Raw genomic sequence first — 19,996 nt, forward strand, 5'->3', positions numbered from 1 at the left:
TACAAGGTCAGGTGATGTCGTCGTAACCGTTGAGCCGGTGCGACCGGCCGCCGTCCGCGCCGCTGCCGGCCTGCTCGGGAAGAGCGGCCCGGGAGGACACCGGTTCGATCGCGCCGACGGCCTCGGGGGTGAGGTCCAGCTTCGACGCCTCGTCGTCGTCGAGCTCGGCATCGGGGTCGGCCCGTCGCCTGCGCTTGTCGTTGAGCAGCGAGAAACCGACGGCGATGAAGTAGAGCACCGCGAGCGGACCCGCGAGCAGCAGCATCGAGATGGGCTCACCGCCCGGCGTGGCGATGGCCGCGAACCCGGTCAGCCCGACGATCATCCCCCGCCACCAGCGCAGCATGCGGGCACCGGTCAGGACGCCGGTCAGGTTGAGCAGGATGAGCAGCAGCGGCAGCTCGAAGGCGAGCCCGAAGACGATCACCATGCGGGTGATCAGGTCCAGGAAGTCGTCCAGCGGCAGCAGGTTCTTCACGTTGTCGGGTGTGAAGCCCAGCATGATCTCGGCGGTCTGCGGCAGGATCGCGTACGCCAGGTAGGCGCCGGCGACGAAGAGCGGGACGCCGGCCGCGGCGAAGGCGACCGAGTAGCGCTTCTCCTGCTTGTGCAGGCCGGGGGCCACGAAGGCCCACAGCTGGTACAGCCACACGGGCGTGGCCACCAGGACACCCGCCATCAGGGACACCTTCAGCGCGATGGTGAACGGCGACAGCAGACCGTTGGTGGTCATCTCCGCGCAGGGACGGCCGTTGATCATGGTCACGGCGCCGTTCCTGCAGCCGACCGAGTCCAGGATCGGCTTCATCAGGAACTCGAAGATTTCCTTCTGGAAGAACGCCGCCACGATCACGGCGATGACGATCGCCAGGACCGACTTCAGCAACCGGTTGCGCAGCTCACGCAGGTGATCGAGGAGAGGCATCCGCCCCTCGTCGTCCTTCTCCTGCTTGCGGGCAGACTTGAGCAACCCACTTCCCTCGTCTCGTGCGGCAGCTTCCGGTGGTGCGGAACGGCTGTCAGCTCTGGGTGGTGGGCTTGGCCTCGCTGACCGGGCGGGAGCTGGTGACGTCTCCCGGAGCGGCCTGGATCGTGCGCGCGGTGGCCGCGGGCGAGGTGGTGTCCGCGACGTTCTCCGTGGTGGGCGCCGCGGGTTCCGCGTCTTCCTTCTTCATGGCCTTGGCCTCGCTCTTGAGGATGCGGGCCGACTTGCCGAGTGAGCGCGCCATGTCGGGAAGCTTCTTGGCACCGAAGAGCAGCAGGATGACAGCGATGATCAGAACGATCTCGAGGGGCTTCAGATTGCCGATCATGTGCGACTTCCTTCTCACTGAGGCGTCCGGAGGGTGGGCTCGCTACCCGTTCGACCGGACAGATGCCCGACCTTCGCGCTGCAGCGATCGTAACCCGCAGGGGTGAACGCGGGGCAATGCCCGTGCATACTCCCGCTTGCGGCCCGCACCTCCCTGCCTGGGCCGCTCCAGCAGCGTACCTCCAGAGCCGGTGAATCTGGAGGCCGCGCCCTGCTATCGCAGGGCTTCGCCGGTGTCGGCGAGGGTGGTGGCCGCTCGTTCGAGATCCTCTGCCGCTCGGTTGATCCGCTGCGTGGTCGCGGTGACCTGCCGCGCGAGCCGCTGTGCCTCGACGAAGACCTTGACGGCCAGAACGCCGAGCACGGCCAGGCCGGCGAATCCCAGAGCGATGGCGAGCATGGGCCAGAACATGGGTGGATCCTCGGTGTTTCTCGTTACCGCAGAGCGGTGTGCAGGCGCAGCGTCCGCACCCCGCCGCCGCTGAGGAGCTCGATGACGCGCTCCCCGGCAGGCTTGCGGACCGCGGAACCACACGCGGGGCAGGTGAAGGAGTAGAAGGTCGTGCGGCTGCTGGCGCCGATGGCCAGCCGCAGCGCTCCCGGCGCGAGCTCGAACCGCTCGCGGCAGTCCGGGCAGGCGGCCCGGAACCGTACGGTGTCGGGCACCATGACCGGAACCGGTCCGGCGTGCGTGCTGGATATGGCGGTCATACGGTCTCTGTCCCCTCGGTGCACCGGTACCGCCGCTCAGAGCGCGCCGTCGTAGGCGGCCAGTGCCTCACGCGCCGCCAGCCGGGCGCTCTCGGCCAGGTCCGGGGGCGAGGTGATGCGCCCTTCGCCACCCAGCCGGAGGGCGAGCCTGCGCAGGGAGGCCGGGTCGGGGGTACGGAGTGTGATCTTCAGGCCACCGTCGGGGAGTTCCTCCGCGCTGTCGTGCGGGTAGTACTCGGCGACCCACCGACCGCCGGGGCCGACCTCGATCACGACCTCCGGATCCTCGGCGGCGGGCTGGACCAGCCCTTCGGAGAGATCACGCAGTTCCAGCTCCGGCGGGGCGGCGGGGGCGTCGAGGAGCTTGATCTCGGCGACCCGGTCGAGGCGGAACGTACGCCGTGCCTCGGTGAGCCGGCACCAGCCCTCCATATAGGTGTGGCCGACGGCGAACAGCCGGATCGGGTCCACCTCACGCTCGGTCAACTCGTCGCGTGCGGGCGAGTAGTAGCGCAGCCAGAGCCGGCGCCGCTCGGAGATAGCCCGGTCCACGTCGGCGAAGACACCTCCCTCGGACTCGAAGGTGACGGAGAGCCGTGAGCTCGCGGCCCCCACCTCGCCTGCGGCCGTCTCCAGCTTGGCGGTCGCGCGGACCAGCGCCTTCCGGTCGCTCTCACGCAGGCCGGGGAGCGTGGCGACGGCGCGGGCCGCGACGAGCAGGGCGGTCGCCTCGTCGGCGGCGAGCCGCAGCGGCTCGGCGACGTCGTCCGGGTTGTGCCACCAGATCCGGTCGCCGTCGGTGTCGATGTCCAGCAGGTCGCCGCCGCGGAAGCTGGTCCCGCACATGGGAAGCACGTCGAGGTCGGAGATCAGTTCGTCCTCGGTGATCCCGAAGGCCCGGGCCACGTCCTGGACGTGCGCACCGGGGCGCTCGCGCAGGTAGGTGACGAGGGAGAGCATCCGCCGGGTCTGGTCGATCGCGTTCGTGGCCACGAGTACGGGTCCCCTCAGTCCTTGGCCACGGCGCGCAGCCGGTCCATCACGTCGGCCCGCAGATCGGCGGGCTCACTCACGATCACGTCGGGCCCGAACTCGACGAGCCAGGCGTCCAGCCCGTGCCCGTACGGGATCTCCAGCTCGTCCCAGCCGTCACCGAGTTCCCGTACGGATATCGCACGGGAGCGCAGGGGGTAACCGGAGCCGGTACGCAGCCTGATGCGGGCGGTCCTGGTGGCGGTCTCCCCCGCCCAGCTCTCCACCGTCTCGCGGACGGTGACGGCGTCGGGGACCCGGGCCGTGAAGGCCCCGGCGCGGGAGCGGACCCGGCCCGAGATCCGGGACAGCCGGAAGACCCGCTCGGCGCCCCGGTCGCGGTCCCAGCCGGCCAGGTACCAGTGGCCGCGCCAGCATTCGAGTGTCCAGGGCTCGACCTGCCGCTGCTCGGGACGGGCGGAGTTGCCCTTGCGGTAGTCGAAGGTGACCGGGCGGCGGTCCCGGCAGGCGAGCATCAGCGGCTCGAAGGCGGCCTCGTGGACCGGAATGCGTGGTTCGAGGGCGCTGTGCACCTCGTAGGCGTCCTCGGCCTCCGGCATGCCGGCGGCCCGCAGCTTCTGCAGGGCGCCGCTGGCGGCGCCGGCGAGCCTGGCCTGCTGCCAGACCTTGGCGGCGAGTCCGAGGGCCGCTGCCTCCTCGGCGTCCAGCGTGATGGGGGGCAGCCGGTTGCTGTCACGGCGTGCGAGGTACCCGGTGTCACCGTCCAGGTTCTCCACGGTCTCGATGACCAGGCCGAGTTCGCGCAGATCGTCCTTGTCGCGCTCGAACATCCGGTTGAAGGATTCGTCGGAGCCCGCCTCCAGGTAGGCCTCGATGGATCCGCGGAGCTCACGCTTACTGAGCGGGCGCCGGGTACCCAGCAGACACAGTGCCAGGTTCATCAGCCGTTCGGCCTTGGCAATCGCCATCGACGCCCTTTCTCCACGTGCTCTCCGACCGTCGACCGTACCGCCCCGGGGTGTCCGGACCAAAGCCAGGGCCCGCGCCTCGCGGCACGCGCCCTGGCTGCGGTGGACGGGCGGGTCAGACGCCGACGAGGTCGCAGACGAAGATCAGCGTCTCGCCCGGGGCGATGGCACCGCCGCCGGCGCCGCGGTCGCCGTAGGCGAGGTGCGCGGGGATGGTCAGCTGGCGACGGCCGCCGACCTTCATGCCCTGGACACCCTGGTCCCAGCCCGCGATGACCTGACCCGCACCGAGCTGGAACTGCAGCGGGGTGCCGCGGTTCCACGAGGCGTCGAACTCCTCACCGGTGGAGAAGGCCACACCGACGTAGTGCACGGAGACGGTCTGACCCGCCTGGGCCACGGGTCCGTCGCCCTCCCAGATTTCCTTGATCTCCAGGTCGGCCGGCGGCTCGCCACCCGGGAAGTCGATCTCGGGCTTCTCGATGCTCACTGAATTGCTCCTAATAAAGAATCTTGGGGACGACCGCACGATTTTCGCACGGTTCACGCCACCGCTCAGACAGCGCCGAGGATGTCGACGACGAAGACCAGGTTGTTCTTGGCCAGCTCGTTCGAGGGGTCGGCGCCGTAGGCCTGGTTGGGCGGAATGGCCAGCAGGACACGGTCGCCGACGTGCTTGCCTACCAGTCCCTTGTCCCAGCCCGAGATGACGCCGCCGACACCGATCGGGAAAACGCTCGCGCCACCGTGGTCCCAGGAGGAGTCGAACTTCTTGCCGTCCTCCCACTTCACACCCGTGTACTGGACGACCAGGCCCTGGCCGGCCTTGACCTCGGCGCCGTCGCCCTTGATCAGCACCTGCTCCTGGAGGGTCTTCGGTGCCTTCTCCCCCTTGGGAACGGTGATCGTCGCGGCCTTCTGCGGCTGGGCCTTCACCTCGGGCATGCCGGGCTCGCTCGCGGCCTGCGCGCCCTTCACCTCGCCCTTCTTGTCGACCTTCCTGGCGTTCACGATGTCGACGACCCAGATCAGGGGGTCGGTGGGCTTGATCCCGGCCTGCGGGTTCAACTGGTCGCCGACGATCGACTCGGCCGTGCCCTCGACCTGGACACGGCTGCCGACCTTGTGGCCGATCAGCGCGTCGGCCACCTTGGCCGGCAGCATCTGTCCCTGCTGGCCGACCTCCTGCACGACCTGCGCACGGGGGGCCTTCGGGTCGGCACCCTGACGCTCGGCCCAGGTGGAACCGAGCGCCTCGATGTTGCCGGCGAAGTCCACACGGACGATGTCGCCCTTCTTCACCTCGGCACCGTCACCGGCGGAGACGTCGTCCGTCACGACCTTGTCGGACACCTTGGCACCCTTGGGAACCTCGATCTCGGGCTCGGTGCCGAACTTCCCGGACACCTTGGCGACGGCCCCCGACTTCGGTTCGTCCTTGTCCTCGGCGTCGGAACCGCAGGCGGCGGTGAACAGCAGAGCGGGCACAACCAGTACGGCGGCGGCACGCCGGGCAGTTTTCGTGGGGTTCATCAGTCCAACTCGCGAGTAGGGGGCTCGGGGCACTCCCGTCACTCTACGACTTCACCCCAGCGGCATCACGGTTACCGGCACAGCCGTACGCCGGGGCGGATTCGCCCCGGCGTACGGTGAGTCCTTCCCGCAGGCGGCCCGCTTCCCTCGATGACCGCCCCGTGTGCGGGAACCAGGAAAATCGAAAGGGCATCGTCGCGGCCCCTGAGCACAGGCCGCCGAGCGGGCTTCCGGCGCTCACATCCCCGCGATCAGCTTCTCCACCCGGTCGTCGACGGAACGGAAGGGATCCTTGCAGAGCACGGTGCGCTGCGCCTGGTCGTTGAGCTTGAGGTGGACCCAGTCGACGGTGAAGTCCCGCCGCTGTTCCTGCGCCCGGCGGATGAAGTCGCCGCGCAGCCGCGCCCTGGTCGTCTGCGGGGGCACCGACTTGCCCTCGAAGATCTTGAGGTCGTTGCAGATGCGGGCGGCCTGCCCCTTGCGCTCCAGGAGGTAGTAGAGCCCTCGCCGCCGGTGGATGTCGTGGTAGGCGAGGTCTATCTGAGCGACCCTCGGATTCGACATGGTCATGTTGTGCTTGGCCCGGTAGCGCTCGATGAGCTTGTACTTCATGACCCAGTCGATCTCGGTTCCGATCCGGTCCAGGTCCTCGGCCTCGATGGCGTCCAGCGTGCGGCCCCACAGTTCGAGGACCTGGTCGACGGTGCCGGTGCGGATGCCGCGGCGTTCGGCGAAGTCGACGGCCTTCTCGTAGTACTCGCGCTGGACCTCGATGGCCGATGCCTCACGGCCGCTGGCCAGGCGCACCTTCCGCTGTCCCGTGATGTCGTGGCTGACCTCGCGGATGGCCCGGATCGGGTTCTCCAGGGTCAGGTCGCGCATCACCGTGCCCGCCTCGATCATCCGCAGCACGAGGTCGGTGGCACCGACCTTGAGGAGCATGGTCGTCTCGGACATGTTGGAGTCACCGACGATGACGTGGAGGCGGCGGTACCGCTCGGCGTCGGCGTGCGGTTCGTCCCGGGTGTTGATGATCGGACGGGAGCGCGTCGTCGCGGAACTGACGCCCTCCCAGATGTGCTCGGCCCGCTGGCTCACGCAGTAGACGGCTCCGCGCGGCGTCTGCAGCACCTTGCCGGCACCGCAGATGAGCTGGCGGGTGACGAGGAAAGGGATGAGGATGTCCGCGAGCCGGGAGAATTCCCCGTGCCGGGCCACGAGGTAGTTCTCATGACATCCGTAGGAGTTTCCGGCCGAGTCGGTGTTGTTCTTGAAGAGATAGACGTCGCCCGCGATTCCCTCCTCGTGCAGGCGGCGTTCGGCGTCGACGAGCAGGCCTTCGAGAATGCGCTCGCCCGCCTTGTCGTGCGTGACCAGTTCGGTCACGTTGTCGCATTCGGGTGTCGCGTATTCCGGATGCGATCCCACGTCGAGGTACAGGCGGGCGCCGTTCCGCAGGAAGACATTGCTGCTGCGGCCCCATGACACAACACGGCGGAAGAGGTAGCGCGCCACTTCGTCAGGTGACAGCCGGCGCTGTCCCCTGAACGTGCACGTGACGCCGTACTCGTTCTCCAGCCCGAAAATGCGGCGGTCCATGACTGAACATTACGCCTTATGGCCTGAGCTGAAACCGGGTTCGACAGCACCGTTCCGATCATTTTCCGAACCGGTCACGGCCACGGGTGCGCGCCCGGGATCTGCGAGGACCCTTCCGGTGGCCAGCAGGACCAGCAGCGCCGCCACTCCGCCGGCCCCGGCGACGGCGAAACTCCACGCCGTCCCGCCCAGCTCGGCGGCCGGACCCGCCACAGCGGTTCCGGCCGCCGCGCCCACCCCGAAGGTCGTCACGAGCCAGGAGAACGCCTCGGTCACCGTGCCCCGCGGCGCATGCCGGTCCACGACGATGAACGAGCAGGCGATCGCCGGTGCCAGGAACACCCCGGCGAGTGCCGCCAGCGCGGTCATGGCGGGCACACCGGGCGTCAGCATCAGCGGCAGGTAGCCCAGGGCCAGCAGCGCGACGATGACGCGCAGCCTGCGCTCGGGCGCCCCGGCCCACTGCCGCGCCCCGTACACCGCTCCGCCGATCAGCGCACCGAGGCCGAGCGCGGCCATCAGCCAGCCGTACACGGACTCCCGGCCGTGGTCGTCGGCGTACGCGACACCGGCCACCGTGATCGAGCCGAGCGCCACGCCGACGAAGAAGAAGGCGCCCAGCAGGGCGAGCAGCCCCGGTGAGCGCAGGGCGCCGAGCCAGTGCGCCTCGCGGGGCGCCGAGCGCCACGTCCTGGAGGGCTCGGAGAGGACGACGGACAGCGCTCCCAGCACCCCGATGGCGTTGATGGCCAGCAGCGCGGCCGCCGGCGACCAGAGCGAGACCAGGACCGTCACCAGGAGCGGCCCCACGGTGAACATGATCTCCTGGGCCACCGCGTCCATGGCGTACGCCCGGTGCACCCGGTCCTCCCGGCCGAGGACCGTCGGCCACAGGGCACGCAGGCCGCCCTCCAGCGGGGGTGTGAACACGCCGGCCACGACGACCGCCGCGTACGCGACCGGGAGCGAGCCGAGGCCCACCAGTGCGAGCACGGCCATGCCGAGCGCGGAGACGACCGCCGCGGGGAACTGGACGCGCGGCTGGCCGTACAGATCGACGGCCCGGCCCAGCAGGGGCTGACCCACCGCTGTGGCCAGGCCGTACGCCGCCGCGAGGGCGCCGGCCAGCGTGTAGCTGCCGCCCTCCGCCCGGGTGAACAGGACGATCGCGATGTGGGCGGTGCCGTTCGGCAGCCGTCCCACCAGCGTGCCCGTCAGCAGCCGGGCGGCGTGCCGCGCCCGGAGGATGTCCAGATATCCCGCGGCCATGTCCGCCCCTCTCCCCCGCCGGTGTCACAGCCCCGGGGTTTTACGTATAACGTCAGCGTTCATACGTACCATGTGGGCAGCCCGGGAGTCCATCCCGCCGCAGGCGAACGCCCCAGCACGGAGGCACGAGTGAGCAGCGCCCAGCAGCCCGCCCCACCCCGGCCCACCAGTCGCGACGTGGCCCGGACGGCAGGCGTCTCGCAGGCCACGGTCTCGCTCGTGCTCGGTGACAAGTGGCGGGGCCGGGTGTCGGCGGCGACCGCCGAGCGCGTCCGTGACAGCGCCCGGGACCTCGGCTACCGGCCGAATCACGCCGCCCGCAGTCTCCGGCTGGGCCGCACCCGCACCGCCCTGCTCGTCGTGCCCGCGCTCACCAACGAATTCTTCGCCCGGGTGTACACCGGCGCCGCGGGCGTCGCCGCCGAGCACGACTTCGGCGTGGTCCTCTATCCGTCCCCCGACGGCACCGGCCCCGCGCGGGACCCGTTCGCCTCGGCGCGCGCGGCACTCGACGGGGTGATCGCCTCGTCGATGGCGGCGGACGCCCTGGGGGCGCTGCGGGGCGCGGACCTGCCTCTGGTGATGCTGGACAGCGACCCCGAGGACCACGGGGCCGCCGCGCGCGTCAATCTCGACATCGCGGACGGCATGCGCCAGGTGGCGGGCCATCTGCTGACCCTCGGTCACCGCCGGCTCGTGCACCTCGCGTCCGCCGTGGACACCTGGACCTTCGCCGCGCGCGCCCGTGCGCTGCGGGAGACCGTGCGGGGCACCCCCGGCGCCGTCCTGCATACGGTGACCGCACCGCTGGACGTGCGGGCCGGGCGTGAGGCGGCCGAGGCGGTCCTGGCCTCCTCGGGCCCGTCGCCCACGGCCATCGTGTGCGACGACGACATCCTGGCCGCCGGCGCCTGCAAAGCGGTGCGCAGACGGGGACTGCGGGTGCCCGACGACATCTCCGTGACCGGCTTCGACGACCTGGCGCTCGCCACGGCGGTGGAACCGGAGCTCACCACGGTGCGCCTCCCCGCCGAACAGGTGGGCGAGCAGGGCATGAGGGCGCTGCTGGACGTCCTGGAGGGCCGCCCCGCGGAGCACCGCGACCTGCCCGTCCAGCTGGTGGTGCGGGGGTCCACCGCGCCTTCGGCCACCGCGTGACGAAGTCCTCCGGCCCCCGCACGCGGCGCCCGGAGGACTTTGCCCGAACCGGTTACTCCTTGGTGGTCCCGCCCGTGCCCTCCGCGGGACCGTCGGCGTCCTTCGCGGGAGCGCCGGTACCGGCGGCCGGCGTGCTGCCGCCTTCCGGCTCCTCCGTGTCGGACGGGGCGTCCGTGGGGGTCGCCCCGGCACCGTCCGCGTCCAGCAGCCTGGTCAGCTGCCGGCCGACGATCCGCTTGAACTTGCGCTGCTGCGGCCTCGTCCGGTCCAGGACCGCGACCTCCAGCCGCTCGGCGGGGATCTCCCGCTCGTTGCCGTTGGCCTCGCGGGACAGCGCCTGCACGGCCAGCTTCAGCGCCTCGGCGAGCGACATGCCGTCACGGTGGCGCTGGTCGAGGAAGCTGCTGATCTGCTCGGCGTTCCCGCCGACCGCGACCGAGCCGTGCTCGTCCACGATCGAACCGTCGTGCGGCAGCCGGTAGATCTGGTCGCCCTCGGGTCCGGCGCCGACCTCGGCGACCACCAGCTCCACCTCGTACGGCTTCTCGGCCGCGCTGGAGAAGATGGTGCCGAGCGTCTGCGCGTAGACGTTGGCCAGCCCACGGGCCGTCACGTCGTCACGGTCGTAGGTGTAACCCCGCAGGTCGGCGTAACGGACCCCACCGATCCGGAGGTTCTCGTACTCGTTGTACTTACCGGCTGCGGCGAAGCCGATCCGGTCGTAGATCTCGCTGAACTTGTGCAGCGCGCGGGACGGGTTCTCGCCGACGAACACAATGCCGTCGGCGTACTGCAGCACAACCAGGCTGCGACCACGGGCGATGCCCTTCCGGGCGTACTCCGCCCGGTCGGCCATGGCCTGCTGAGGTGAGACATAGAACGGCGTCGACACCGGCTATCCGTCCCTTTCTGTCAGTGACGAGTGCATCGGAGAAGCATCGGGCCGGTCAGAGCAGTGCGGCGCGGGGGCCGTCGGGCTGCTCGAGCCGGCGCTCCAGGATCGCGCGTGCGATCTCCGAGGATTCCGTGTCGTCCAGCTTGCGGAAGCCCTCGTCGGTGATGACGGTGACGATCGGGTAGATCCGGCGGGCCACGTCCGGGCCACCGGTCGCCGAGTCGTCATCGGCCGCGTCGTACAGCGCCTGCACGACCAGGGTGAGTGCCTGTTCCTCCGTCAGGTCGTCGCGGTACAGCTTCTTCATCGACCCTCGCGCGAAGACGGAGCCCGAGCCGGTGGCCGCGTAACCGTGTTCCTCGGAACGCCCGCCGGTGACGTCGTACGAGAAGATCCGGCCCTTCTCACGGTCGACGTCGTACCCGGCGAACAGCGGGACAACCGCCAGGCCCTGCATGGCCATGGCCAGATTGCTGCGGATCATCGTGGAGAGCCGGTTGGCCTTGCCCTCCAGGGAGAGCGTGGCGCCCTCGACCTTCTCGAAGTGCTCCAGCTCCAGCTGGAACAGCTTGACCATCTCCACGGCGAGACCCGCCGTGCCGGCGATGCCCACCGCCGAGTACTCGTCGGCCGGGAACACCTTCTCGATGTCGCGCTGCGCGATCATGTTCCCCATGGTCGCCCGCCGGTCACCGGCGAGCACCACTCCGCCGGGGAAGGAGGCCGCGACGATGGTCGTGCCGTGCGGCGCCTCGATGGCGCCCTGCAGCGGTGGCAGGCTGCGGTTGCCGGGGAGGATCTCGGGTGAGTGGTCGGACAGGAAGTCCATGAACGAGGACGAACCCGGCGTCAGGAACGCAGCTGGTAGACGCCCGGTGCTACGAGTGTTGGCTTCCACGCGTTTCCCTCCAGGTATGCGATGGCCCTGCGCAAGGAGTCAGGATCATCCCCCCGACTTGCCGATGGCCGCATTGCAGTTGAAGCAGTACGCCACGGACCCTACCCGCCCGGTGACGGTGATCAACATGATCCCGGGTGCGGAAGCGCTCCCGTGGGATGCCCCGGTGCGAGCGGGGGCATCCCACGGAAGGCGCCGTGCTGCGGCGCCAGGCCGCCGGCGAGCGGTCCGGGCCGGATCTCCGGTTGTTACTCGCCGCCCTTTTGAACGAACGAACGAACGAAATCCTCGGCATTGGACTCGAGGACGTCGTCGATCTCGTCCAGGACGTCGTCGACGTCGTCGCTGAGCTTCTCCTGCCGCTCCTTGAGGTCCTCGGACGCCTGGGCGTCCTGCACCTGCTCCTCGGTCTCCTCGGTGGAGCGTGTCGCCTTCTGCTGTCCGCCGCCGGTGTCCTTGGTCGCCATGTAGCTCACCCCGCTCGGTTCGAAGCACTTGATCAGACCCTACCTAGGGGGTCCGACATCGGCCCGGTACTTTCCTCAACGTCCGGAGGTCATCTGATTGATTCCCAGCCGGAGGGCCTTTCAGCCCCCCGTCAGCGTCCGGACCAGCTCTTCCGCGGTGCGGCAGCGGTCCAGCAGCTCCTCGACGTGACTACGTGTACCTCGCAGCGGTTCCATGGTGGGCACCCGTTGCAGCGAGTCACGGTCCGGCAGGTCGAAGATGACCGAGTCCCAGGAGGCCGCGGCGACGTCGTCCGCGTACTGCTCCAGACAGCGGCCCCGGAAATAGGCCCTGGTGTCCTCGGGCGGCTTCGTGCGGGCCCGCTGGACATCGCTCTCGTCGAGCAGCCGCTTCATCTTCCCCCGGGCGGCCAGGCGGTTGTACAGGCCCTTGTCGGCCCGCACGTCGGCGTACTGGAGGTCCACCAGATGCAGGCGCGGAGCGTCCCAGTCCAGGCTGTCACGGCGCCGGTAGCCCTCCATGAGCTCCCGCTTGGCGATCCAGTCCAGCTCGCCCGACAGGCTCATCGGATCGTTCTCCAGACGGTTCAGGGTGTCCTCCCAGCGGACCAGGACATCCTTGGTCTGCTCGTCGGCGTCGGCCCCGAACCGCTCCTCGACGTACTTGCGGCCCAGCTCGAAGTACTCCATCTGCAACTGCACCGCGGTGAGCGTGCGACCGCTACGGAGCGTGATCAGCTGCTTCAGCGCCGGGTCGTGCGAAACCTGGTGCAGGGTGCGGACCGGCTGGTCGACCGCCAGGTCCACCTTGATGAAGCCGTCCTCGATCATGGCCAGCACCAGCGAGGTGGTACCGAGCTTCAGATAGGTCGAGATCTCGGAGAGGTTCGCGTCACCGATGATCACGTGCAGCCTGCGGTACTTCTCGGCGTCGGAGTGCGGCTCGTCGCGGGTGTTGATGATGGGGCGCTTGAGCGTGGTCTCGAGACCGACCTCGACCTCGAAGTAGTCGGCACGCTGACTGATCTGGAATCCGTGCTCGTGGCCGTCCTGGCCGATGCCGACCCGGCCGGCACCCGTGACGACCTGGCGGGAGACGAAGAACGGGGTCAGATGACGCACGATGTCCGAGAAGGGGGTCTCCCTCTTCATCAGGTAGTTCTCGTGCGTGCCGTAGGACGCGCCCTTGTTGTCGGTGTTGTTCTTGTAGAGGTGGATCGGCTGGGCACCGGGGATCGCGGCGGCCCGTTCGGCCGCTTCCGCCATCACCCGCTCGCCGGCCTTGTCCCAGAGCACCGCGTCCAGCGGATTGGTGATCTCCGGTGAGCTGTACTCGGGGTGCGCGTGGTCGACGTACAGCCGCGCACCGTTGGTGAGGATGACATTGGCCAGGCCGATGTCCTCGTCGGTGAGCTGGCTGGAGTCCGCGGTCTCACGGGCGAGGTCGAAGCCTCGCGCGTCGCGCAGCGGGTTCTCCTCCTCGAAGTCCCAGCGGGCGCGGCGCGCCCGGTGCATCGCCGCCGCGTAGGCGTTGACGATCTGGGACGAGGTGAGCATGGCATTGGCGTTGGGTTGACCGGGGACGGAGATCCCGTACTCCGTCTCGATGCCCATCACTCGCCGTACGGTCATGCGGCCCTCCTTGCCCGGCGGCGCTCCCGTCCGGGAGCGGCGCTCAAGTACCGCTGCTGGTCCGCGGTGCCCGTCCCCGCACTGCGCGACTCGGCGGTATGTCAGAGCCTAGAGTGCCTCTGCGCCGGTGGGGAGATCGATTACGTCATTGTTCGGGTGTGGCCGGCACTGCCGGGAAAACGGCCGGCTGCGGATGCCCGCCGGGCATCCGCAGCCGGTCTGCGTTTTACAGGTACTGTCCGGTATTCGCCACCGTGTCGATGGAACGACCGGTGTCCGCGCCCTGCTTTCCGGTGACGAGTGTGCGGATGAACACGATCCGCTCACCCTTCTTTCCGGAGATCCTGGCCCAGTCGTCCGGGTTGGTGGTGTTGGGCAGGTCCTCGTTCTCCTTGAACTCGTCCACGCACGCCTGGAGGAGGTGGGAGACGCGCAGGCCCTTCTGGCCCTGCTCGAGAAAAGCCTTGATGGCCATTTTCTTTGCCCGGTCCACGATGTTCTGAATCATCGCTCCGGAGTTGAAGTCCTTGAAGTACAGGACTTCCTTGTCGCCGTTCGCGTAGGTGACCTCGAGGAAGCGGTTCTCCTCGGACTCCGTGTACATCCGCTCCACGACGGACTGGATCATCGCGTGGGCGGCGGCCTCCCGCGAGCCGGTGTGCTCGGCCAGGTCGTCCGAGTGCAGCGGCAGGGAAGGGGTGAGGTACTTCGCGAAGATGTCCTTCGCGGCCTCCGCGTCCGGACGCTCGATCTTGATCTTCACATCGAGACGGCCCGGCCGCAGGATCGCGGGGTCGATCATGTCCTCGCGGTTGGAGGCGCCGATGACGATGACGTTCTCCAGGCCCTCCACACCGTCGATCTCGGCGAGCAGCTGGGGGACGATGGTGTTCTCCACGTCCGAGCTGACGCCTGAACCACGGGTGCGGAAGAGGGATTCCATCTCGTCGAAGAAGACGATGACGGGGGTGCCCTCGCTCGCCTTCTCCCGGGCACGCTGGAAGACGAGGCGGATGTGCCGCTCGGTCTCACCGACGTACTTGTTGAGGAGCTCGGGGCCCTTGATGTTGAGGAAGTAGCTCTTCCCCGCGGGCTGTCCGGTGACCTCGGCGACCTTCTTGGCCAGCGAGTTGGCGACGGCCTTGGCGATGAGTGTCTTGCCGCAGCCTGGGGGGCCGTAGAGCAGGATCCCCTTCGGCGGACGCAGTTCGTGCTCCTTGAAGAGGTCCGGGTGGAGGTACGGGAGCTCGACCGCGTCGCGGATCAGTTCGATCTGGTCGCCCAGGCCGCCGATCTTGTCGTAGTCGATGTCCGGGACCTCTTCGAGGACGAGCTCCTCGACCTCGCTCTTGGGGACCACTTCGTAGACGTAGCCGGACCTGGGCTCGAGCAGCAGGGCGTCGCCGGGACGGATGGTGATGTCCAGCAGGGGCTCGGCGAGCCTCACCACCCGTTCCTCGTCGGTGTGCCCGATGACCAAGGCGCGTTCGCCGTCCTCGAGGATCTCCTTGAGGGTGACGATGTCCCCGGCCCGCTCGAATTCCATGGCCTCGACCACGTTGAGCGCCTCGTTGAGCATGACTTCCTGGCCCCGCCGGAGGCCGTCGAGCTCGACGCTGGGGCTCACGTTCACCCGGAGCTTCCGGCCCCCGGTGAAGATGTCGCAGGTGTCGTCCTCGTTGGCCTGCAGGAAGACACCGAAGCCGGCCGGCGGCTGCGCGAGCCGGTCGACCTCCTCCTTGAGGGCCACGATCTGGTCGCGGGCCTCCCGGAGTGTGCCGGCGAGCCGCTCGTTCTGCGCGGACACGCCCGCCAGGCTGGTCTGCAACTCGACGATCCGCTCTTCGAGAATCCTCGTATGACGCGGAGAGTCGGCGAGCTTACGTCGCAGGACGGCGATTTCCTGCTCGAGAAAGGCAACCTGGCCGGCTGGGTCTTCTGACCCCCGCCCGGGCCGGATGCCGCGGTTGATGTCGTCGTCGTGGGCTGCCACGGTCCTCACCTCCTCCAAGGGGAGCTGGACGCTTCCTGACCCTACCTGGGTGGGTGATGATTGAAACCCCTAGATCACAAAGACCCGGAAGTGTGTCCGATCTTCACCCTTGCGCCCTCCCTCCCGCCAAGGGAATACCCACCCTTCGGCACCGGAAAGCAGCCGGTTGTATCGTCGAAGCGTTCAACACCCGTCAGGGCTGGCTTCAATTGGTGCAGATACGCAGGGAACGGCAGGACACATGACCGTGCAGCAAGACGCTCCGGGCGACAGCGACACGCAGGACCTCGAGGTCTGGATCGACCAGGATCTCTGTACGGGCGACGGCATCTGCGTGCAGTACGCGCCCGAGGTGTTCGAGCTGGACATCGACGGTCTGGCGTACGTGAAGAGCACCGAGGACGAGCTCCTCCAGGACAAGGGCGCCACCACACCGGTGCCGCTGCCCCTCCTCCAGGACGTGGTGGATTCGGCCAAGGAGTGCCCGGGCGACTGCATTCACGTACGTCGCGTCTCGGACCGTGTGGAAGTCTTCGGGCCGGACGCGGAGTAAGGGCTCAGGCACCCTGCGCGGTGCTCCCGGCGGGGCCGGCCGACGTGACGAAGGCGTTTCCCTTCCACTGCCAGGTCGCCCTCTCCAGCTCGTCGGGGCAGCAGCGCGGTACGTCGGCCGAGGAGTAGCCGAGCAGGGTCGCCGAGACCCGGCCGTCCCGGACGGCGAAATCGGTGACGTTGAGTTTCCGAGCGGGGTCCACCAGGGTCGCCACGACCCGGGGTGCGGCCCCGCCCGACTGCGTCACGACGTAGATGCCGCTGGGCGGGGTGCCCGATCCGGCTGCGCAGCGGACGACGGCCACCGTCTCGGGCCCGCCGTCCCCGTCGAGGTCTCCGACGGCGCTGTCGGCCACGGTCTGCCCCGCGGCGCCGCAGTCGAGCGGGAAGGTGACGCCTGCCGGGTCGGGCGCCGTGGCGGCGGGCGCGCTGCCGTGCTGTGTGGCGACCCGGTGCTCGGACGCCTCGGCCGTGGCGGTGGCCGCTTCGGGCTGCAGCAGGCCCGCGACGGCGACGACCGCGGCCATCGCCGTCGCCGTGGCGAGCCAGTGCACCGGCCTGGCTCCGGTGTGCGCGAGGTCCGGGAGCGCGGAGGTCTGCACGCGGTGTGTCTCCTGTGGTCCTGGAGGCCTGGATGGGCGGTGCCGGCCGGGCTTCGGCGGGCGGGGGTGGCCAGCATCGTGCCACACCTCACACCCGAGGGGAACGGCGGGGTCGTCGAAAAGGCGCCGCCGCCGGCCTCCCGGGTCGGTCCGGGAACTCGGCGGCGGCGCCTGCGCGTTGCGGGAGGTCAGTCGCGGGCGGCGGACCCGCTCCGGCTGCCGGGGCCGTCGTAGTCCTCGCCGTAGGCCCCCTTGGACGGGCGACGACGGCGCAGCGGCGGCTCGACGCCGTCCGCGAGACGGCGGGCGGTGACGAGGAAGCCGGTGTGGCCGATCATCCGGTGGTCGGGCCGCACGGCCAGGCCCTCGACGTGCCAGTTGCGGATCATCGACTCCCAGGGCTGCGGCTCGGCGAAGCAGCCGATCTCGCGGATCGACTCGACGGTCCGCGAGAGCTGGGTCGTGGTCGCGACGTACGCGCAGAGGATGCCGCCGGGCACCAAGGCCTTGGAGACGGCCTCCAGGCACTCCCACGGAGCCAGCATGTCCAGGACGACGCGGTCGACGTCGGTGTCCGACAGGTTGTCCTGCAGGTCACCGACGGTCAGCTCCCAGGCGGGGTGCGGGGAGCCGAAGTAACGCTCCACGTTCTGCTGGGCGATCTCGGCGAAGTCCTCGCGGCGCTCGTAGGAGTGCAGCATGCCCTGCTCACCGATGGCGCGCAGCAGGAAGGTGCTGAGCGCCCCGGAGCCGACTCCCGCTTCGACGACGCGAGCGCCGGGGAAGATGTCGGCGAACGCCAGGATCTGCCCCGCGTCCTTGGGGTAGACCACGGCGGCACCGCGGGGCATGGACAGGACGTAGTCGGGGAGCAGGGGGCGCAGCGCGAGGTAGGCGACGTTTCCCGTGGTACGGACAACACTGCCCTCGGGAGCACCGATCAGCTCGTCGTGCGGGAAAGAACCCTTGTGGGTGTGGAAGTTCTTCCCGGCCTCGAGCGTGAAGGTGTAGTGGCGTCCCTTGGGGTCGGTGAGCTGGACCTGGTCCCCGACTTTGAATGGGCCGCGACGGCGGGCGGCACCGGTCGGTTCGGACATGTGACCAGCCTACCGGTATTTCGGGGGGCGTTTCCCGGGTGTCAGGCCGAGGGCCGGGCCATGGCCTTGATGAAGGCGCGCTCGACGTCGGCGGTGGAGAGGACGCCGTAGATCTCGCCGGTCTCCTCGACCACCAGGTACTCCGTGGCCGGGGTGGCCTTCAGCCGGTCCAGGAGAGCCTCGCCCGCGAGTTCGGCGGGCACCTTCATGCCGTCGGTGAGGTCCTGGGCGAGGCCGCTGACCGCCACCCAGGGCCGGCGGTGTTCGGGGACCCCCGCGATCGCCGCCTCCCGGACGACGCCCTTGGGGCTGCCCTGTCCGTCGACGACGACCAGGGCACGGGCACCCGCCTCGTTGGCGCGGCGCAGTGCCTCGGAGAGCGGGGTGGCGGACTCGACGGGCACGGCGCGCCGGGTGAGGGTGCGGGCTCGCAGTTCGGGGAGGTGTTCACGGAGCCGGGCCGTCCGCAGGCTGTTCCCCGCCCCGGTCCAGATGATCGCCGCGAGGATCGCCGCGAGGAGGGCGTCGGTGACGGTCTCGAACCCGCTGATCTCGCCGGTGGCGCTTCCGAGGGCGCCCGTGTGGGTGAGCAGGGGGAGGCCGACGAAGACGGTGATGGCCAGGCCCCGGCCGACCCATGCGGCGGCGACGGTGCCGCTCATCGGCTTGCCCGTGATCTTCCAGACGACCGCGCGGAGCATGCGTCCGCCGTCCAGCGGCAGTCCGGGCAGCAGGTTGAAGGCGGCGACGATGAGGTTGGAGATCATCAGTCCGGCCAGGAGCACGCCCGGAACGGTGCCTGCTTCGACGAACTGGAGCGGGAGGTAGAAGAGGCCGCCGAGGACGAGGGAGAGCAGGGGCCCCACGAAGGCGAGGACGAACTCACGGCCGGGGGTCTCGGTTTCCTTCTCGATCTCGGAGACGCCGCCGAAGAACTGGAGCTGGATGCGGCGCACCGGCAGTTTGTAGCGCAGGGCGGCGACGGTGTGGGCGAGCTCATGGACGAGCACGGACGCGTAGAAGGCGATCGCGAAGAAGAGCGCGACCAGGTAGCGGGCTCCGCCCAGCTCCGGCAGGACCCGGTCGAGCTGGCCGCCGAAGACCCAGGTGATCAGGGCCGCGACGACGAACCAGCTGGGCGCCACGTACACCGGCACACCGAAGGGGCGGCCCATGAGGAGGCCGCCGCCCGGATCTGCCGGGCGTCGCGGTCCGCCCTTGTCCGGCCCGGTGCCGGGGCCCGCGCCCCCTGCGCCGGGCTGCGGGCGCCCGCTGTCGCCGCTCTCGTCCACGGGGTCCCTTCGGTCGGTGGCTTCTGCCACGATCATGCTGTGTACGAGCTCTGCCGTCGATGGTATGCCGCTGGGTGTCGGTGGCGGGCCGTAGGGTCTGCGTCATGACGTCCGTACCGCGCCCGCCTCAGCCACCCTCGTCCCTGTCGCCGTCGCGCGCGAGCGATTTCATGCAGTGTCCCCTGCTGTACCGCTTCCGGGTCATCGACAAGCTCCCCGAGAAGCCCAGTGAAGCTGCTACCCGAGGCACGCTGGTGCATGCGGTGCTCGAGCGGTTGTTCGACGCCCCCGCGGTGGACCGTACGGCGCCGAGGGCCAAGGCGTTGGTCCCCGGCCAGTGGGACCGGCTGCTGGAGTCGAAGCCCGAGCTCGCGGAGCTGTTCGAGGGGGATCCCGGGGGAGAGCGGCTCGCGGGGTGGCTGGGCGAGGCGGAACGGCTCGTGGAGCGGTGGTTCTCGCTGGAGGACCCCACCCGCCTGGAGCCGGCCGAGCGGGAGCTGTTCGTCGAGACGGAGCTGGATTCGGGCCTGCGGCTGCGAGGAGTGATCGACCGCGTCGATGTGACCCCGACGGGCGAGGTCCGCATCGTGGACTACAAGACGGGTAAGGCCCCGCGGCCGGAATACGCGGAGGGCGCGCTGTTCCAGATGAAGTTCTACGCCCTGGTGGTGTGGCGTCTGAAGAACGTGGTGCCGCGCAGGCTCCAGCTGGTCTATCTCGGCAGCGGGGACGTGCTGACGTACGACCCCGTCCCGGCCGACCTCGAGCGGGTGGAACGCAAGCTGCTGGCACTGTGGGACGCGATCCGGCTGGCCACCGAGACGGGCGAGTGGCGGCCGAGGCCGACGAAGCTGTGCGGCTGGTGCGACCACCAGGCGGTCTGTCCGGAGTTCGGCGGGACTCCCCCGGTCTATCCGTTGTCCGTGCGCCCGGCGGAACCGGCGGATACTGCCCGGGGCAGAATGGAGCCGGCCCGGTCCGACGCCGGTCGGCCGGCGGCCCCCGAAGGCCCTTAAGGAGATTAC

21 protein-coding genes and 1 pseudogene are annotated in these 19,996 nt (G+C 69.6%); 3 read left to right on the forward strand and 19 right to left on the reverse strand.

What is annotated here, in order from left to right:
- Positions 1-7: 7 nt before the first annotated feature.
- From tatC to ACF1FZ_RS09800, 10 genes are all read right to left on the reverse strand, one after another.
- Positions 8-970 carry a twin-arginine translocase subunit TatC gene (tatC, locus tag ACF1FZ_RS09755; protein ID WP_391772817.1) on the reverse strand — a complete coding sequence of 321 codons (963 nt, stop codon included), beginning with the start codon at positions 968-970 and terminating at the stop codon, positions 8-10.
- A 49-nt stretch (positions 971-1,019) separates the two neighbouring features.
- Entirely contained in the window at positions 1,020-1,313 is a 294-nt protein-coding gene (gene tatA, locus ACF1FZ_RS09760; protein WP_391772818.1) for a Sec-independent protein translocase subunit TatA, read from the reverse strand.
- Between the two features lie 213 nt (positions 1,314-1,526).
- Positions 1,527-1,724, reverse strand: a complete 198-nt coding sequence (locus ACF1FZ_RS09765) for a hypothetical protein (RefSeq protein ID WP_391772819.1) — start codon at positions 1,722-1,724, stop codon at positions 1,527-1,529.
- A gap of 23 nt (positions 1,725-1,747) precedes the next feature.
- Positions 1,748-2,023, reverse strand: a complete 276-nt coding sequence (locus tag ACF1FZ_RS09770) for a hypothetical protein (RefSeq protein WP_391772820.1) — start codon at positions 2,021-2,023, stop codon at positions 1,748-1,750.
- Positions 2,024-2,059: 36 nt separating this feature from the next.
- Positions 2,060-3,016 (reverse strand): helix-turn-helix transcriptional regulator, encoded by a 957-nt coding sequence (locus ACF1FZ_RS09775; protein ID WP_391772821.1) that lies wholly within the window; start codon positions 3,014-3,016, stop codon positions 2,060-2,062.
- A 14-nt stretch (positions 3,017-3,030) separates the two neighbouring features.
- Entirely contained in the window at positions 3,031-3,984 is a 954-nt protein-coding gene (locus ACF1FZ_RS09780; protein WP_391772822.1) for a helix-turn-helix transcriptional regulator, read from the reverse strand.
- Between the two features lie 115 nt (positions 3,985-4,099).
- Positions 4,100-4,474 carry an FKBP-type peptidyl-prolyl cis-trans isomerase gene (locus ACF1FZ_RS09785; RefSeq protein ID WP_391772823.1) on the reverse strand — a complete coding sequence of 125 codons (375 nt, stop codon included), beginning with the start codon at positions 4,472-4,474 and terminating at the stop codon, positions 4,100-4,102.
- Positions 4,475-4,539: 65 nt separating this feature from the next.
- Positions 4,540-5,517 (reverse strand): FKBP-type peptidyl-prolyl cis-trans isomerase, encoded by a 978-nt coding sequence (locus ACF1FZ_RS09790; protein ID WP_391772824.1) that lies wholly within the window; start codon positions 5,515-5,517, stop codon positions 4,540-4,542.
- Positions 5,518-5,754: 237 nt separating this feature from the next.
- Entirely contained in the window at positions 5,755-7,116 is a 1,362-nt protein-coding gene (gene pafA / locus ACF1FZ_RS09795) for a Pup--protein ligase (RefSeq protein WP_391772825.1), read from the reverse strand.
- A 9-nt stretch (positions 7,117-7,125) separates the two neighbouring features.
- Positions 7,126-8,385 carry an MFS transporter gene (locus tag ACF1FZ_RS09800; protein WP_391772826.1) on the reverse strand — a complete coding sequence of 420 codons (1,260 nt, stop codon included), beginning with the start codon at positions 8,383-8,385 and terminating at the stop codon, positions 7,126-7,128.
- A 129-nt stretch (positions 8,386-8,514) separates the two neighbouring features.
- On the opposite strand from ACF1FZ_RS09800, the gene ACF1FZ_RS09805 reads away from it, so the two are divergent.
- A complete protein-coding gene (locus tag ACF1FZ_RS09805) occupies positions 8,515-9,543 on the forward strand; it encodes a LacI family DNA-binding transcriptional regulator (protein ID WP_391772827.1) in 1,029 nt (342 codons plus the stop codon).
- A 52-nt stretch (positions 9,544-9,595) separates the two neighbouring features.
- Here ACF1FZ_RS09805 and prcA read toward each other — a convergent pair whose 3' ends face one another.
- The 6 genes and pseudogenes from prcA to arc all read right to left on the reverse strand — a co-directional run bounded on the left by prcA (position 9,596) and on the right by arc (position 15,428).
- A complete protein-coding gene (gene prcA, locus ACF1FZ_RS09810) occupies positions 9,596-10,435 on the reverse strand; it encodes a proteasome subunit alpha (protein ID WP_391772828.1) in 840 nt (279 codons plus the stop codon).
- 55 nt (positions 10,436-10,490) lie between these two features.
- Positions 10,491-11,336, reverse strand: coding sequence for a proteasome subunit beta (prcB, locus tag ACF1FZ_RS09815; RefSeq protein WP_391772829.1), 846 nt, complete (start codon positions 11,334-11,336; stop codon positions 10,491-10,493).
- Positions 11,288-11,466, reverse strand: a pseudogene (locus ACF1FZ_RS09820) (endonuclease domain-containing protein); the annotation flags it as partial. The gene prcB and the pseudogene ACF1FZ_RS09820, both read right to left, overlap by 49 nt.
- A 118-nt stretch (positions 11,467-11,584) precedes the next feature.
- On the reverse strand, positions 11,585-11,803 hold the full coding sequence (locus ACF1FZ_RS09825) for a ubiquitin-like protein Pup (RefSeq protein ID WP_014044990.1): 219 nt from the start codon (positions 11,801-11,803) through the stop codon (positions 11,585-11,587).
- A gap of 120 nt (positions 11,804-11,923) precedes the next feature.
- Complete coding sequence (gene dop / locus ACF1FZ_RS09830; RefSeq protein ID WP_391772830.1) at positions 11,924-13,435, reverse strand: depupylase/deamidase Dop; 1,512 nt, start codon at positions 13,433-13,435, stop codon at positions 11,924-11,926.
- A 226-nt stretch (positions 13,436-13,661) separates the two neighbouring features.
- Complete coding sequence (arc, locus tag ACF1FZ_RS09835) at positions 13,662-15,428, reverse strand: proteasome ATPase (RefSeq protein ID WP_391772831.1); 1,767 nt, start codon at positions 15,426-15,428, stop codon at positions 13,662-13,664.
- Positions 15,429-15,669: 241 nt separating this feature from the next.
- Here arc and ACF1FZ_RS09840 point away from each other — a divergent pair, with 241 nt between their 5' ends.
- Positions 15,670-15,981: a ferredoxin gene (locus tag ACF1FZ_RS09840; protein ID WP_391772832.1), complete on the forward strand. Its 312-nt coding sequence runs from the start codon at positions 15,670-15,672 to the stop codon at positions 15,979-15,981.
- 4 nt (positions 15,982-15,985) lie between these two features.
- Here the strand turns inward: ACF1FZ_RS09840 and ACF1FZ_RS09845 are convergent, their stop codons facing one another.
- From ACF1FZ_RS09845 to ACF1FZ_RS09855, 3 genes are all read right to left on the reverse strand, one after another.
- Positions 15,986-16,582 carry a hypothetical protein gene (locus tag ACF1FZ_RS09845; protein WP_391772833.1) on the reverse strand — a complete coding sequence of 199 codons (597 nt, stop codon included), beginning with the start codon at positions 16,580-16,582 and terminating at the stop codon, positions 15,986-15,988.
- A 188-nt stretch (positions 16,583-16,770) separates the two neighbouring features.
- On the reverse strand, positions 16,771-17,679 hold the full coding sequence (locus tag ACF1FZ_RS09850) for a tRNA (adenine-N1)-methyltransferase (protein WP_145806550.1): 909 nt from the start codon (positions 17,677-17,679) through the stop codon (positions 16,771-16,773).
- Positions 17,680-17,720: 41 nt separating this feature from the next.
- Positions 17,721-18,971 carry a site-2 protease family protein gene (locus ACF1FZ_RS09855; protein ID WP_391772981.1) on the reverse strand — a complete coding sequence of 417 codons (1,251 nt, stop codon included), beginning with the start codon at positions 18,969-18,971 and terminating at the stop codon, positions 17,721-17,723.
- 170 nt (positions 18,972-19,141) lie between these two features.
- Between ACF1FZ_RS09855 and ACF1FZ_RS09860 the strand changes: the two genes are divergently transcribed.
- Entirely contained in the window at positions 19,142-19,987 is an 846-nt protein-coding gene (locus ACF1FZ_RS09860) for a RecB family exonuclease (RefSeq protein WP_391772982.1), read from the forward strand.
- Positions 19,988-19,996 lie beyond the last annotated feature (9 nt).

It is taken from the genome of Streptomyces sp. NPDC014623, from assembly GCF_043088245.1.
In the GTDB taxonomy this organism is placed as follows: domain Bacteria; phylum Actinomycetota; class Actinomycetes; order Streptomycetales; family Streptomycetaceae; genus Streptomyces.